We start from the raw sequence: 11,297 nt of genomic DNA, 5'->3' as shown, positions 1-11,297 counted from the left end.
TTAAGGGGGAGTTATATGTTGCTTAGCAGTAGAGAGGATATTGTTCGGCTTATTCGTGCTGATGAATGGATGATGGATATCCTGAGGGCGTCCCAATCGTTGAACCTCCCTGATTGGTGGGTTTGTGCAGGTTTTGTGCGTTCGAAAGTCTGGGATACGCTTCACGGGTTTACGGAACGCACGCCGCTTTCGGATGTGGATTTGATTTATTACGATGCATTCAATACAGATGAAGCTGCCGAGAAACAACTTGAAATGCAATTGAAACAAATGCTGCCTTACGTACCTTGGTCCGTCAAAAATCAGGCGCGCATGCATCTAGTCAACAATATCCCGCCCTATTTGTCTTCCGTTGACGCCATTTCAAAGTTTCCAGAAACCGCGACCGCTTTAGGGCTAAAGCTAGACGACCAAGGCCATATTGTGCTGGCTGCTCCGTGCGGAATAGACGACGTTCTTCAAATGATCATTAAACCGACCCCTTTTTTCTCGGCTAGCAGCGATCGTAGAGCTATATATGAAAAACGAATCTTTCAAAAGAAGCTAAAAGACAAATGGAACCAGGTTACGGTCGTCTAGCTCCAGGCTACAAACGAGTCTGGCGAATGACGGATGGTTGCACTTAAGCGCTCCATTGTTCCAATACTGGCTTGGGCGAAACGTACATAGGCCGACTCAAAGTAAATACGAAGCTCAGTGTCCGTCTCCAGGTCAGCACGGGATATATCGGTAATGTCAGCCAGAAGTATAGGATGGTTGCGGGTGCGAAGCATAACTTCAATGTCTTGTAAAAGCGAGAATAGTTGGAGATCCCCTAGCTGTCGCACTTTCTCGTTAAGCGCAGTCCATCTCGCCTCGTGAGCGAGAAAATAAGCGCTCCACCAGTATAGTTCCTGTACCGACTCTATGACATGGCTGTAATAGGTTTTGAAAACGAATAAAGCTTGTTGACCGGAAGTCAGCTTGTCATAAAAACCGGCTATATTCCCATTTTTGCTGCTTACTTCTTTGTATGTTTGAATCAGTGGCGTAAAACAGGCAGTTAGCAAAGATTTATCATCCATCCTGTCAAAAATCTCACGCTGCATGGTTGCTAACATGTTCCAACCGCTCCTTTATTCCGATAGTAGATGCACTACTTCGTCATCGTCAAGTCAATGGTCATTCTATGGCGGGTAACCATTTGCATGAAAACGCAACAAATGTACGCGGAATTCGTCTACTGAAGTGAGTGTAATGAAAATTCGGGTTGCAAAGAGGAGTGACGTTATTGCGGAAATTTGCTTTAGGAGCAGTCATCATACTTGCCATATGCATGCTTAGCGTGTGCACTTCGTCCGAAGCCAAAAAGGGCAATTATATTATTTCGAAGGAAGATCAAAGAGTCTTAGTAGCGAACCGGATTTCCCAAAAGGATTCTGAAACAAAGACCTTTGCTGCCCTCAAAAAGAATAACGTCCAATTAATCAACTATATCATTGAAGATATCGCGCTCTATAATGAACTTAGGGAAGGCGACAGAGTCATTGTAACGCCGGAAACAAATGGTACAGGTTTATATGTTGTGATGCAATCATACCCACCTCAGATTGTAGCTGGTGAAATTGTCGTACAAAAGGATTGATACGCTTATGGCTATCGATGCTCATAGCTCCATAACTCAAATAAAGGACCGACCGTTCCATATACGGGGTCACGGTCAGGAACCGGTACCTTTGCGATTTCGATTAAGTCGGCAGAGCGTTCCGCAAGCGTCCCTCGCCTCGTATTGTAATTCATCCCATTTGGATAAGCGCCTACGACTTTGAAGTCCGAACTTGCTTTCATCCGTTTATGGCCAGTCCCGGCAGGAAGCAGAATAACATCTCCTGCTTGCACCGCAAAGGTCTGGCCTTTCTCGCCGCCAATGAGGAGATCAGCTATGCCGCTATATATGCCGAGCACTTCATGGCTGTTGCTATGATAGTGGTGGAAGTCATACACGCCATTGATCCAGCTGTTTCTCCAGTTGTTTCTATTGAAAATCCTTTCTATTTCATCGGTCTGATCGGATAAAGCTCCTCTATAAACAATAAGCGGCAATCTTGGATGATTCGGTATATGTCCGTCATCTTCGAAATAATACGCGGCATGGCTTGTTTCAGGCATAGCGCTTCCTCCTCTTCCTCATTACGATAATCAAAGAACTTACAGCAGATATAGCAGCATCCCATAGCCTTTGCTCGCTGCGCTTCTATAGTAGTCAGCGACCGCTGTGTAGTAGCTGAGCACATACTCTTTATCATCCTCATCATTCCAGTCCGAATTGGATGGATAAACGGATTCGGCGCTAAGTCCCGCGGGATCAAAACGTGATTCAAGCTCATCGCTGCTAAGCTGTGCGAGAGCTGCCGATACGTCATTCACTTGCTCTGCTGTTAAATATCGAGCTGGTCCGTAGCCCTCGTCCGCCCCGATCGGAGTGCCTCCGAGTATGACATTCTCGTAGGGCTCTTTTCTCCCGAAGGAGCTGCCATTAAGCAGAAAATGAATGCCGTGCCAAGCTTTGTCGATGTCAAGCACCTCTTCTTCGAACGGCTCGTGTATGATTACGCCGCCAAGCTCGTCAACACGAGCAATCAGCGAATTCAGCTGTGTCATTGGAAGCTGCTGCAAGTATCCTATCATTCCCATTTCATATCCCCCTCTATCATCGATAGTCCCATTTATTAATATCCGAATTATACCATATTGAATCTGATCGCTTATCGTATAATAGACCTAAATGAAGGAGGGATATCCGGGCATGAGACTAACGGATGTTGAAATAGACGAGAGCTTGTCAGCAAACGAAGGATGGAAGCGGGAGGATGGCAAGTGGATAGCGAAGAAGTATCGCTTTGCTGCTTTTATGGACGCCATTGCATTTGTAGATCGGGTAGCGATAGCGTCCGAGCTGCTCAATCATCACCCCTTTATTGCCATCGATTATAAAATAGTCACACTTCGTCTGACGACATGGCGCGGAGGCGGGCTTACAGCGCTGGATTTCCAGGCTGCTGAAGCTTTCAACAACGTATACACTTCGGAATAAGCGATCACAAGGGCACTTTTTTCTAGTGAAAAGCTTAATGGATAACGCATGCCAATGATGGAGCTGCTCCCATCCACTTTGAATCTGCTTATCAGAGTAGCAGCTTATTTCAAATTCCTAAGCAGCAGAGGAGCGATCAATTCACGGAACACATTGGATGGATGCCGATCCTTTTTCCGTTTATCATCTGTGAGAACGACAACGATATCCAAGCTGGGAATATTATAAATGAACTGACCGGCATATCCTCTAGCATAATAGTAGTCAAAAGAATTCGACGATGAGGAGCTGGCAATTGCTTCGTTCATTTCCGAGCTAACGCTTTCTGTCCACCAATGCCAGCCGTAAAAACATGAATTCGGCGAACTTACCAGGATGGATGGCTGCACGGAACGAATCACACGGGTACTGGAAATCAGGTGCCGTTGTCCCCAACGTCCCTGCTGCAGGTATAACTGTCCGAAGCTGAGCATGTCCGCTGGACGCAGCCGCAAGCCGTATCCGCCTGTATGAATGCCTTGTGGATCGGCCTCCCACTTATAGTCAACGATGCCCAGCGGGGAAAACAGATGCTCCTCGGCAAAACGGGCAGTAGACATGCCAGATCTTTGCACAAGGATGGCAGACAGCAGCTGGGATACTCCGGAACTGTACTCCATGCGCGTTCCAGGAGAGCCTTCCATAGGCTGCTTTAATACAAAATCAACCCAATCATCGGATCTTGTCATTCGTGGAAACGACTTTTGGCCGCCGAACTCGGTCCAGTCAATGCCAGATGTCATCGTCAAAAGATGCTCTAGCGTGATTTCCCGTTTCCTTGGATCGGAATCCGCGAGAAGCTGCGGGAAAAACTCGGTAACCTTCGTATGCGGGCCTGGTATGATCTCAAGATCCATAGCGATACAAATCAAAGCCGACAAAATGCTTTTGGTGCAGGAGTTAATTTTGGCGATTTCTGCCGGAATGGATGAATTTCGATAATGCTCAAACAGCATCCGGTCGTTTTGGGTGATCAGGCAGCTTCTTAAGTTTATAGGCTCAAGCGCTGATGATAGTTCTGATAGATTCATGCATTCCATTCCTTTAATCTCGTTTTATGCAAAAGTACATTAAGAATAGCTCAAAGGAGATAGGGGATCAAGTTGTTTGGGGGAGAGTGAAGCGAATGCTTGCTCGACAGGGATGTTTGTGTGGCCCTTATTTATTCGTATGGATGTGACATGTTTACAAATAGAACAGCGGAAACCAAAGGCTCTACTTTCAAGTCTAGGGCTTCCGCTGATCGTCATGCTTAGACGCCGGAATAAGCTAGAAACCCGCCGTCGACAGGAATGGTTGTCCCGGTTACGAATCCAGCCGTTGTTTCGTCTGCGAGCCATAGCAATGCGCCAAGAAGGTCCTCAGGCTTGCCGAAGCGGCGCATAGGCGTATGGGAAATGATTTTACCCGAGCGTTCCGTCAATGAGCCGTCTTCGTTCAAGAGGAGCTTGCGGTTCTGCTCCGTGAGAAAAAAGCCAGGTGCAATGGCATTGACGCGAATGCCCGAATCCGCGAGATGCACAGACAGCCATTGGGTAAAATTGACGATGGCTGCTTTGGCTGCGCTGTATGCTGGCACTTTGGTCATGGGAGAAGGAGCGCTCATGGAAGATATGTTAATGACAACCGCTCCTTGTCGATCGAGCATTTGCTCTGCGAATACCTGGGTAGGTATAAGCGTGCCGACGAAGTTTAAATCCATAACGCTGCGGAAGCCTTCCACGCTGAGATTGAAAAAAGTAGTCGTATCGGCAGCATGAAGATGTTCGGGCTTGAAGGTCTCATTCGTTGTATTCGCACTCGGATGGTTGCCGCCGGCGCCATTAATCAAGATATCGCAAGGGCCAAGCTGGTCCAACACGGCAGCACCAGCTGCTTGGGTGCTTTCTGTGCTCGTTACATCGCATGCCACAGCGATTGCTATGCCGCCGGCTGCTTTAATTTCCTCGGCAACTGCCGCGCCTTTCTCCAACGTACGGTTTAGAATCGCAATACTTGCTCCCTGACGGGCAAGCTCAAGCGCCATAACCCGGCATAACACGCCCGCGCCGCCGGTAATGACAACGACTTTTCCCTTGTATGACTCATGCTTCGGAAATGGGGTCATGAACCTGCCTCCTTGTCGCCGTTCGTAGCGGCTGCGTGCACATAACCATCCCATAATCCCCACAAATACATGATTCCTAGCGCACGGTCATAAAGACCGTAGCCAGGCCGGCATTGCTCATCCCAAATATGGCGGCCGTGATCAGGCCGGGCATAACCGGTAAATCCGATGTCGTGATAAGCCTTTACGATGCCGGAGATGTCGACTGTGCCGTCCTGCGTACGATGCGAGGTTTCAATAAAATCGCCGTTTTCATATACCCGCACGTTGCGAATATGGGCAAAGGGTATGCGGTCCCCGAACTCATGAATCATTGAAACAATATCATTGTTCGGATTGGCGCCAAGCGATCCGCTGCACAGCGTAATTCCGTTGGAGGGGCTGTCATAAAGCTTCAAAAAGGTTCTGAAGTTTTCTTGACTGGTCATGATTCGCGGCAAGCCGAACACGGGCCACGGCGGATCATCCGGGTGAATAGCCATCCGAATGCCGCTGCGTGCAGCGACGGGTATAATTTCATTCAGAAAATAACGTAAATTTTCCCATAAGTGTGTCTCTGTGACGCCTTTATACGCTTCGAATAGACTAGTCAGATGCTGCAGCCGCTCTGGCTCCCAGCCTGGCATCGTAAGGGCGGAGTTCGCATTGATTTCCTCTACTAATTGAAAGGGATCGGCGTTTGCAATCCTGCTGTTCTCATAAAACAATGCCGTAGCGCCGTTGCCCATCGGCCTATGAAGATCGGTTCGCAGCCAATCGAAAATCGGCATGAAGTTGTAGCAGATTACTTTGACTCCGACGCTTCCGAGCTTCTCAATCGTCCGTTTATAGTTCTCGATATACAAGTCGCGGGAGGGAAGCCCAAGCTTAATATCTTCATGAACGTTAACGCTTTCAACGACATCGATATGTAAACCGGCTTGCTCGGCTTGCTGCTTTACTTCCATAGTTCGCTCAATCGGCCATTCTTCGCCTGCCGGTACATCATGCAGCGACCAGACGATGCCGTCCGTGCCGGGTATTTGTTTAATGTAGCTGAGCGGTACAGTATCATTGCCTTCGCCAAACCATCTGAACGTCATTTGCATGCGTGGTGATCCTCCTAATGGTTACTTATAATAGTCCGGATATTTCTCTTTCAGCAGTGCTTGATCGGCGATGTTCAAACTGAGATGCTCGACCATTAATTCCTGAGCGCCAATGCCGTCCTGCTTCTTAATGGCTTCAGCCATCCGGGCATGCTGCTCGAAGAGATCCTTCCAATCGTGGTCGTCAACGAGCCTTAGCATGCGGCTGCGGTTCAAATGCGCGTTCATTTGCTGCATAATCGACCAAATATTCATTTTGCTGCACCCATCAAACAAAATGCGGTGGAAAGCCTCATCAAGCTCGAACATGCTCTTGTCATCCTTGCTGCTGACGCATGCCTGCTGCTCAAGCAGGTTTTGTTCAAGGGCATTAAGGGAAGCCGGAGGAAAATGGCTGCAAGCAAGAAGGATAACTGCCTTCTCCAGCTGTTCCCTCATAAAGCGGGCTTCTTCTACGAGCGCGGTATCGATCAAGGAGACGAAGGTGCCGCGCTGTGGAAGCACCTGTACAAGGCCTTCTTGGGCGAGCCTAAGAAAGCTCTCCCTGACTGGCGTGCGGCTGACCTTGAACAAAAGCGAGGTTTCGTTCTCCGAAAGGGGCGTGCCGGGTGGCAGTTGAAGCTTTAATATTTGCTCCCTGAGCTCCATATAGACTGCTTCTCTTGTAGAAACCGGCTGAAGGCGTTGATTGAAATTCATGTACTCATTCCTTTCGGATTCACACTACCATACTACCATACAAGTTCAAAATTGGGAAATAGAAATCAAATAGAACATCCATAGAACATCCATAAAAACGACGGAAGGGCTGCCCTGAAAGTAGACTTTCTACTCTCTGGGCAGCCCTTCAATATCGTTCATTTTCGTTATTTTACGCTAATCGGCATTACTCCAATTTGTTTCATTACCGCTAATAGGACAAGCAGGGAATCTTTCTCCCTCTTGCAGCTTATTTTCCTTGCCTGATTCTGAAATGTAAGTCCCAGCATGCTTTACAATTTCTCCCGTTCGATAAGAAGTATCTGTACTATTCTTTGTCTGGCTCATAGTAGCTAGCACCTCCAGTTATTTTGTAGCGGATAGATAGGGGGTTATCCGCACATGGCTATTTACCCTTTATTTGCGATTATGAAACAGTGCAGCAGTTTCAATTCCTTTATTTCTCTGTTTGCAGCTCTTTTTTCCCTTCGGTTCTCGTCTTCTCACGCTCATCCAATGTTTTCAAATAAGTGGACATGACCCGGGCAAGCTGATCGGATACCTCGACTAAGCTCATATGCGCCACATCCTCGAAGGTTGTTTCGAGAATATGGGGATATTTGTAGGTGGTTTCTGGCTGATCAAGGCTCGTCACTGTGAACGTATCGTCGGGCTTAATGACGGCATCCTCGGCACCAGCGACAAGCAGTACCGGATATTTAGCTTCTGCCAGCACATGGCTACGGTCGGGACGCTGCATCATGCCTTCTAATGTCGCAATGACGGCGCGAGCTTCCATCTCTTGGCCTACGCCAATGAGATCGTTGACCTCGCTGCGCAGTTCGGCAAGCTTTTCGTCCGTAAAAAGATTAGGGATGATGCCATAAAGGTATTTGGAAATGCCTTTCTCGCGAATCGCTTCCATATCAGCCAAGCGCTTCTCTTTCGTTTCCTCGGAATCCGGCATGACGGTGGAATGAATAAGGCCGAAGCCGGAAAGCTTGTCTGGATATTTTTCTGCAAAGGCAGCCGTGACATAGCCGCCTAAGGAGTGGCCGAACATGACTACCTTCTCAATATGAAGCGCTGCCAAGAGCTCTGCCATGTCATCAGCCATTAGATCCATGGTGTACGTTCCCTCGGGGGCCGAGGAACCGCCGTGACCACGAAGGTCTGGCATAATGACGCGATATTGCTCACTAAGCAAAGGACATATTTTTGACCAGTACCCCGATGAGCCGCAAAAGCCGTGGAGCAATACGATCGCTTTCCCATTACTACTTCCACATTCTTCATAGACTAAATCGATGCCGTTAACGTGAACACGTTGCTTTTCCATCGATCATCACCAGCCTTTTCTATTATCGATTTGTTTGGTGTAGTTTCTTAACCTCATCCAAAGCATCTGAAACAGTATAAAAAAACATATATTTATTTCTTCATTAATAGCTGTGTATGAGCATATGAAGCTTGAAATTCGGCTGTTTCAAAGGTACTGGCACTGGTTAATAACATGACAAGTTAGCAAAACAAGCAATCAAAAACAAGAATGAAGAGGGAAGGATGATTCCAATGTTAGGATGGGCATTATTATTTTTTATCTTTGCAATTGTCGCTGGCATATTCGGCTTTCTCGGAATTGCTTCCGCGTTAGCTGGTATAGCGAAAATATTGTTTGTCGTATTTATCGTACTCTTTATCGTATCGCTTATTGTAGGCAGAAGACGAGTCAGTTAACGACGCTCCTGAAATGAAATGTACGCAATAATAAGAAAATAATAGGAGGAATTAACATGAATAATCTATCCAATACGAAGGTGCACACTGTAAATAATGTCGTTGAGGTACAGGAACAGGTTTATAAATTCCAAACAGAGGGTTACCACAAGGACAAAATCTTTGTTCTCACCCATGACAAGGATCGGACGAAACGGATCGTGGAAAACACGGATGCCGAAAAAATCGGGGTAGCTGAGGAAGGCTTCGGGTCGGCGATTGCGAACATTTTCCGATCCAACGGGGATGAGCTCCGCGCTAAGATGAGGTCGCTCGGCATTTCGGAGCAAGAATCGCAGCGGCTTGAACGCGAGCTGGATCAAGATAAAATTCTCGTTATCGCATGGGGCGGCAAGGAGTATACGGGCGAAGAGTTCGACCCGGCCGTTTACTACTACCCTCATTACGTTGTTTAAGAGCAAGAGAAGCTGCTTAAAGAACGACAATTCAAGACCTATCCGCGAGGGTAGGTCTTTATTGGTCTATTTTCCTATAAAAAGTTGACTCTCCTTGCGGTTAAGCTCAAAATATGAGTAGAAGGTATTGGAGTTAAAGGAGCCTAGATATGAGTATTATAATCGTAGATGATAACACTACAAACCAGATTATTATCAAAGCCATATTGAACAAAGAGGGCTATCAGGACTTGAAAATCGCCTCCTCGGCAATGGAACTTTACGATATGCTGGACATAGATAACGCATGTACGGCAGAAACTAACGTAGATCTTATTCTCATGGATATGATGATGCCTGAGATCGACGGCCTGGAAGCATGCAAGCGCATATTGCAGGTAGAGAGATATAAGGATGTACCCATTATATTTGTTACCGCGCTAGGCGATTCGAACAAGATGGCAGAAGCGCTCGATGCTGGTGCAAGCGACTATGTTATGAAACCGATCAACAAGATGGAGCTCTTAGCCCGTATTCGTTCCTCTCTTCGACTGAAGAGGGAGATTGATTGGCACAAAGAGAGAGACATGCAGATGAAGACGAAGCTGGAGCTTGCCAAAAAAGTTCAGCGGAATGTATTGAGCCAGCCTATCAATGACGATCAAATAACGGTAAGCGCGGTCTACCAGCCTTCCTCAGAGCTGGCCGGCGATTTTTATGCATGGTACCGCATAGACCAGAGCCGATATGGTGTCATCCTACTCGACATGATGGGCCATGGCATTTCTTCTTCACTTGTATGCATGTACATATCGTCGGTACTCAAAGATACGATTATGCGCATTACGGAGCCAGACCTAGTCATGCATGAGCTGAACCGCTACATGAACCAGCTCTATAAAAAGGAAGAGCTGCTGAACTATTATTTCACGGCTATTTATATGGTTATCGATACGGATAAGAAAATTATCGAGTACGTTAACGCGGGACACCCGCCAGGAAAAGTGCTAACGGGCGGCGATGAGCTTTTGCTGACGGAGGGCTGTTGTGCGATTGGATTATTCGAGAATATTGACATCAGAAAAGGGACCTTTGCATACGAAGGGCAAATGAAGCTATTTCTATACACGGATGGATTAAGTGAAGCGCTTGGGGATAATGAAGAGGTTAAGCTTCATTTGCTCGTTGAACGGTTGCGAGGTGAGGAAGTATGTGAGCATACGGCAATTGTAAGTGATTTTCTATCGGAATTTAACAATGAAAGCCAGAAGGACGATATTTGCGTCGTCATGATCACGACCAAAGAAAGATGAGCCCGCTCAGCGGGTTCATCTTTCTATTTAATTAAATATCAATGACCTGTTTCAAACTCTTCGGATTGGTTTATACATAAATATGTGAAACAATAAGGACATTCCCGCATAGGAGGGAGACCATATGAAGAATTTCATTTTAATTGGCTGTTTGATTGGAGGAATTGTTGCTTACTCAGGTAACTTGGCTCCAATTGCTTCGAGCTATAAGCAAGCGTTGGTTACGAACGCCGTTGAAGCGCCGCCGTCCTCTGTTCAGTCAGTTCATGAAATAGAAATAGCTTCTATGCCTCCCGCAACCGTAGCTAATACGACCTATTCGGTAGAAACAACGAAGGTAAAGGAAGCAGTGAAACCAAGCTTTAAGCTTCAAAGTGTAAATGGTATTACTCTCTTTGATGACCCAAGCGCAGTAATCAAGAAGCTTGGTGAGCCTGTGCAGATCGTAGAGGATCCTTATCTCAAGGAATTGTACACGTACCAGTATCCGAATATGGCGATTGTCTTCAACGACGGAATTCTTTATTCGCTAGAAATTCCGGAAAATGCCCAGACGATAATCATTGATGGCATCCAGCTTGCTGCGACGGTCAAAGCGTTAGAAGAAGCACTGGGACAACCGGATTATGAGACGGAGGATGGAATCGTATTTGAAAGCGGCGATGCATTGTTGAAGCTATTCATCGATGTCGATTCGAATAAGCTGACGTCCATTCATTATTTCCATCGTGCCTCGATGTAGGTGTTCGTTTGTACAGCTTGTACAATCAGCAGGATCTTGATAAGCTATTTATTAAACAAACGCGA

16 protein-coding genes are annotated in these 11,297 nt (G+C 46.8%); 7 read left to right on the top strand and 9 right to left on the bottom strand.

The window, feature by feature from the left end:
- The first annotated feature begins 15 nt into the window (after positions 1-15).
- Positions 16-579: a nucleotidyltransferase family protein gene (locus tag FHS16_RS05175; RefSeq protein WP_183559513.1), complete on the top strand. Its 564-nt coding sequence runs from the start codon at positions 16-18 to the stop codon at positions 577-579.
- Here FHS16_RS05175 and FHS16_RS05170 read toward each other — a convergent pair.
- Positions 576-1,100, bottom strand: a complete 525-nt coding sequence (locus FHS16_RS05170) for a hypothetical protein (RefSeq protein WP_183559511.1) — start codon at positions 1,098-1,100, stop codon at positions 576-578. The genes FHS16_RS05175 and FHS16_RS05170 overlap by 4 nt on opposite strands.
- A 170-nt stretch (positions 1,101-1,270) precedes the next feature.
- Between FHS16_RS05170 and FHS16_RS05165 the strand changes: the two genes are divergently transcribed.
- The gene (locus FHS16_RS05165; protein WP_183559509.1) at positions 1,271-1,624 is read left to right on the top strand and encodes a DUF3221 domain-containing protein; all 354 of its coding nucleotides are present in this window, start codon (positions 1,271-1,273) and stop codon (positions 1,622-1,624) included.
- A gap of 11 nt (positions 1,625-1,635) precedes the next feature.
- On the opposite strand, the gene FHS16_RS05160 is transcribed toward FHS16_RS05165, so the two are convergent.
- Positions 1,636-2,148, bottom strand: a complete 513-nt coding sequence (locus FHS16_RS05160; RefSeq protein WP_183559507.1) for a hypothetical protein — start codon at positions 2,146-2,148, stop codon at positions 1,636-1,638.
- Between the two features lie 39 nt (positions 2,149-2,187).
- The gene (locus tag FHS16_RS05155) at positions 2,188-2,673 is read right to left on the bottom strand and encodes a YfbM family protein (RefSeq protein WP_183559505.1); all 486 of its coding nucleotides are present in this window, start codon (positions 2,671-2,673) and stop codon (positions 2,188-2,190) included.
- A gap of 112 nt (positions 2,674-2,785) precedes the next feature.
- On the opposite strand from FHS16_RS05155, the gene FHS16_RS05150 reads away from it, so the two are divergent.
- On the top strand, positions 2,786-3,073 hold the full coding sequence (locus FHS16_RS05150; RefSeq protein WP_183559503.1) for a 4a-hydroxytetrahydrobiopterin dehydratase: 288 nt from the start codon (positions 2,786-2,788) through the stop codon (positions 3,071-3,073).
- Positions 3,074-3,177: 104 nt separating this feature from the next.
- Here the strand turns inward: FHS16_RS05150 and FHS16_RS05145 are convergent, their stop codons facing one another.
- The 6 genes from FHS16_RS05145 to FHS16_RS05120 all read right to left on the bottom strand — a co-directional run bounded on the left by FHS16_RS05145 (position 3,178) and on the right by FHS16_RS05120 (position 8,345).
- Positions 3,178-4,143, bottom strand: a complete 966-nt coding sequence (locus FHS16_RS05145) for a serine hydrolase domain-containing protein (RefSeq protein WP_183559500.1) — start codon at positions 4,141-4,143, stop codon at positions 3,178-3,180.
- Positions 4,144-4,364: 221 nt separating this feature from the next.
- Positions 4,365-5,219 (bottom strand): SDR family oxidoreductase, encoded by an 855-nt coding sequence (locus FHS16_RS05140; protein WP_183559498.1) that lies wholly within the window; start codon positions 5,217-5,219, stop codon positions 4,365-4,367.
- Positions 5,216-6,307 (bottom strand): mannonate dehydratase, encoded by a 1,092-nt coding sequence (uxuA, locus tag FHS16_RS05135; protein ID WP_183559496.1) that lies wholly within the window; start codon positions 6,305-6,307, stop codon positions 5,216-5,218. The genes FHS16_RS05140 and uxuA overlap by 4 nt, the downstream gene beginning before the upstream one ends.
- A gap of 21 nt (positions 6,308-6,328) precedes the next feature.
- Entirely contained in the window at positions 6,329-7,006 is a 678-nt protein-coding gene (locus FHS16_RS05130) for a GntR family transcriptional regulator (RefSeq protein ID WP_183559494.1), read from the bottom strand.
- A gap of 177 nt (positions 7,007-7,183) precedes the next feature.
- The gene (locus FHS16_RS05125; RefSeq protein ID WP_183559492.1) at positions 7,184-7,354 is read right to left on the bottom strand and encodes a hypothetical protein; all 171 of its coding nucleotides are present in this window, start codon (positions 7,352-7,354) and stop codon (positions 7,184-7,186) included.
- 109 nt (positions 7,355-7,463) lie between these two features.
- A complete protein-coding gene (locus FHS16_RS05120) occupies positions 7,464-8,345 on the bottom strand; it encodes an alpha/beta fold hydrolase (protein ID WP_183559490.1) in 882 nt (293 codons plus the stop codon).
- 233 nt (positions 8,346-8,578) lie between these two features.
- Between FHS16_RS05120 and FHS16_RS05115 the strand changes: the two genes are divergently transcribed.
- The 4 genes from FHS16_RS05115 to FHS16_RS05100 all read left to right on the top strand — a co-directional run bounded on the left by FHS16_RS05115 (position 8,579) and on the right by FHS16_RS05100 (position 11,232).
- Complete coding sequence (locus FHS16_RS05115; RefSeq protein ID WP_138755342.1) at positions 8,579-8,743, top strand: DUF1328 domain-containing protein; 165 nt, start codon at positions 8,579-8,581, stop codon at positions 8,741-8,743.
- A gap of 56 nt (positions 8,744-8,799) precedes the next feature.
- Positions 8,800-9,198, top strand: coding sequence for a YflT domain-containing protein (locus FHS16_RS05110; RefSeq protein ID WP_183559488.1), 399 nt, complete (start codon positions 8,800-8,802; stop codon positions 9,196-9,198).
- A gap of 149 nt (positions 9,199-9,347) precedes the next feature.
- A complete protein-coding gene (locus FHS16_RS05105) occupies positions 9,348-10,490 on the top strand; it encodes a fused response regulator/phosphatase (RefSeq protein WP_183559486.1) in 1,143 nt (380 codons plus the stop codon).
- A gap of 124 nt (positions 10,491-10,614) precedes the next feature.
- Complete coding sequence (locus FHS16_RS05100) at positions 10,615-11,232, top strand: hypothetical protein (protein WP_183559484.1); 618 nt, start codon at positions 10,615-10,617, stop codon at positions 11,230-11,232.
- The last annotated feature ends 65 nt before the right edge of the window (positions 11,233-11,297 follow it).

It is taken from the genome of Paenibacillus endophyticus (assembly GCF_014192395.1).
GTDB classification, from domain to species: Bacteria; Bacillota; Bacilli; order Paenibacillales; family Paenibacillaceae; genus Pristimantibacillus; species Pristimantibacillus endophyticus.
Note: the sequence above shows the minus strand (reverse complement) of the source record. Positions and strands in the feature narration are given on the sequence as shown.

Excerpts from the sequence above, each read along its gene's own strand:
- FHS16_RS05175 (WP_183559513.1), top strand. The coding sequence starts at position 16 with ATGTTGCTTAGCAGTAGAGAGGATATTGTTCGGCTTATTCGTGCTGAT.
- FHS16_RS05170 (WP_183559511.1), bottom strand. The coding sequence starts at position 1,100 with ATGTTAGCAACCATGCAGCGTGAGATTTTTGACAGGATGGATGATAAA.
- FHS16_RS05160 (WP_183559507.1), bottom strand. The coding sequence starts at position 2,148 with ATGCCTGAAACAAGCCATGCCGCGTATTATTTCGAAGATGACGGACAT.
- FHS16_RS05155 (WP_183559505.1), bottom strand. The coding sequence starts at position 2,673 with ATGGGAATGATAGGATACTTGCAGCAGCTTCCAATGACACAGCTGAAT.
- FHS16_RS05150 (WP_183559503.1), top strand. The coding sequence starts at position 2,786 with ATGAGACTAACGGATGTTGAAATAGACGAGAGCTTGTCAGCAAACGAA.
- FHS16_RS05145 (WP_183559500.1), bottom strand. The coding sequence starts at position 4,143 with ATGAATCTATCAGAACTATCATCAGCGCTTGAGCCTATAAACTTAAGA.
- FHS16_RS05140 (WP_183559498.1), bottom strand. The coding sequence starts at position 5,219 with ATGACCCCATTTCCGAAGCATGAGTCATACAAGGGAAAAGTCGTTGTC.
- uxuA (WP_183559496.1), bottom strand. The coding sequence starts at position 6,307 with ATGCAAATGACGTTCAGATGGTTTGGCGAAGGCAATGATACTGTACCG.
- FHS16_RS05130 (WP_183559494.1), bottom strand. The coding sequence starts at position 7,006 with ATGAATTTCAATCAACGCCTTCAGCCGGTTTCTACAAGAGAAGCAGTC.
- FHS16_RS05125 (WP_183559492.1), bottom strand. The coding sequence starts at position 7,354 with ATGAGCCAGACAAAGAATAGTACAGATACTTCTTATCGAACGGGAGAA.
- FHS16_RS05120 (WP_183559490.1), bottom strand. The coding sequence starts at position 8,345 with ATGGAAAAGCAACGTGTTCACGTTAACGGCATCGATTTAGTCTATGAA.
- FHS16_RS05115 (WP_138755342.1), top strand. The coding sequence starts at position 8,579 with ATGTTAGGATGGGCATTATTATTTTTTATCTTTGCAATTGTCGCTGGC.
- FHS16_RS05110 (WP_183559488.1), top strand. The coding sequence starts at position 8,800 with ATGAATAATCTATCCAATACGAAGGTGCACACTGTAAATAATGTCGTT.
- FHS16_RS05105 (WP_183559486.1), top strand. The coding sequence starts at position 9,348 with ATGAGTATTATAATCGTAGATGATAACACTACAAACCAGATTATTATC.
- FHS16_RS05100 (WP_183559484.1), top strand. The coding sequence starts at position 10,615 with ATGAAGAATTTCATTTTAATTGGCTGTTTGATTGGAGGAATTGTTGCT.